3 protein-coding genes are annotated in these 1427 nt (G+C 72.9%); 1 reads left to right on the plus strand and 2 read right to left on the minus strand.

The window, feature by feature from the left end; genetic code table 11:
• Positions 1-116: 116 nt before the first annotated feature.
• Positions 117-779 (plus strand): endonuclease III, encoded by a 663-nt coding sequence (nth, locus tag AC1D01_RS34525; RefSeq protein WP_477873995.1) that lies wholly within the window; start codon positions 117-119, stop codon positions 777-779.
• Here nth and AC1D01_RS34530 read toward each other — a convergent pair.
• On the minus strand, positions 755-1285 hold the full coding sequence (locus AC1D01_RS34530; RefSeq protein WP_477873997.1) for a histidine phosphatase family protein: 531 nt from the start codon (positions 1283-1285) through the stop codon (positions 755-757). The genes nth and AC1D01_RS34530 overlap by 25 nt on opposite strands.
• Positions 1282-1422 (minus strand): adenosylcobinamide-GDP ribazoletransferase, encoded by a 141-nt coding sequence (locus tag AC1D01_RS34535; RefSeq protein ID WP_477873999.1) that lies wholly within the window; start codon positions 1420-1422, stop codon positions 1282-1284. Before AC1D01_RS34535 ends, AC1D01_RS34530 begins: the two co-directional genes overlap by 4 nt.
• Positions 1423-1427 lie beyond the last annotated feature (5 nt).

Genomic DNA, 1427 nt, shown 5'->3' on the forward strand with positions numbered 1-1427 from the left:
GACTCTCACCGGCTGCGACAAACTGGGCTCGGGCACACCGAAGCCGACGACCAACAGCTCGCCGGCCGCCAGCGCGCCCCCCTGATTCCGCCGCGGGGCTGACAAAATGGCCGGCAATGAACGCCGACCAGATCCAGCCCTTCTTCGCGACGCTCCAGGCCGCCAACCCGCAGCCCAACACCGAGCTCGAGTACACCAACGTCTTCGAGCTGCTGGCCGCGGTGCTGCTGTCGGCCCAGGCCACCGACGTGGGCGTCAACAAGGCCACGCGCAAGCTGTTCGCCGTCGCCCCGACGCCGCAGAAGATGCTGGCGCTCGGGCTCGACGGCATCACGCAGCACATCAAGACGATCGGGCTCTTCCGCAACAAGGCGAAGAACCTGCTCGAGACCTGCCGCATCCTGATCGAGCAGCACGGCGGCGCGGTGCCGCGCACCCGCGAGGCGCTGGAGGCGCTGCCGGGCGTCGGCCGCAAGACCGCCAACGTGGTGCTGAACGTCGCGTTCGGCGAGCCGACGATGGCGGTCGACACGCACATCTTCCGCGTCAGCAACCGCACCGGGCTCGCGCCGGGCAAGAACCCGCTCGAGGTCGAACTCGGCCTGCTGAAGCGCGTGCCCGAGGGCTACCTGGTCGACGCGCACCACTGGCTGATCCTGCACGGCCGCTATGTGTGCCAGGCGCGCAAGCCGCTGTGCTTCGAATGCGGCGTGGCGGCGTACTGCGATTCGCGGCCGGGCGGGCCGCATCCGATCTACCCCGAAACGCGCGCGCCGTAGCCCGGCGCCGCCGGCCACTCGGCGGCGCGCGCGGGCGTGACGCCGTCGCGCAGGCAACGGGCGGCATTCAGCCAGCCGGCGTGCGCCACGATGCAGGCCTGCGGCGGCAACTCGCCCAGCAGCTCGGCACAGCGCTGCAGCAACTGCGCGACCGACTCGCCGCCGCCCGGCGTGCCGCGCAGGAAGTCGTCGCACCAGGCGTCGACCGGTGCCGCGCCGATCTCGTCCCACGTGCGTCCGTCCCAGTCGCCGAAATCCAGCTCGCACAGCCGCGCATCGATGCGGTGAACCCAGCCCCAGCGCGCAAGCCAGCGGCCCACGTCGGCGCAGCGCCGCAGCGGCGAGGTCCAGACGCAGCGCGGCCAGCCTTCGCGCCGCGCCGCGCGGCGGATGCGGTGCGCAAGGCGCTTCGCGCGGCGCCGGTCGACCGGCACGTCGGTGCGGCCGATGCAACGCCCCACCACGCCGTCGGGCCGCGGATGGCGCCAGGCCTCGATGCGGTTCATGCCCAGCGCAGCGCGACCACCCAGCCCAGCAGCGCGAGCAGTTCGGTCAGCTGCTGCGTGGCGCCCAGCGTGTCGCCGGTGATGCCGCCGAGCCGGCGCCTGAACCAGCGGCCGCAGGCGATCGTGCCGAGCAGCACGCCGG

The sequence above is a fragment of the Rhizobacter sp. P3_B12 genome, from assembly GCF_056402895.1.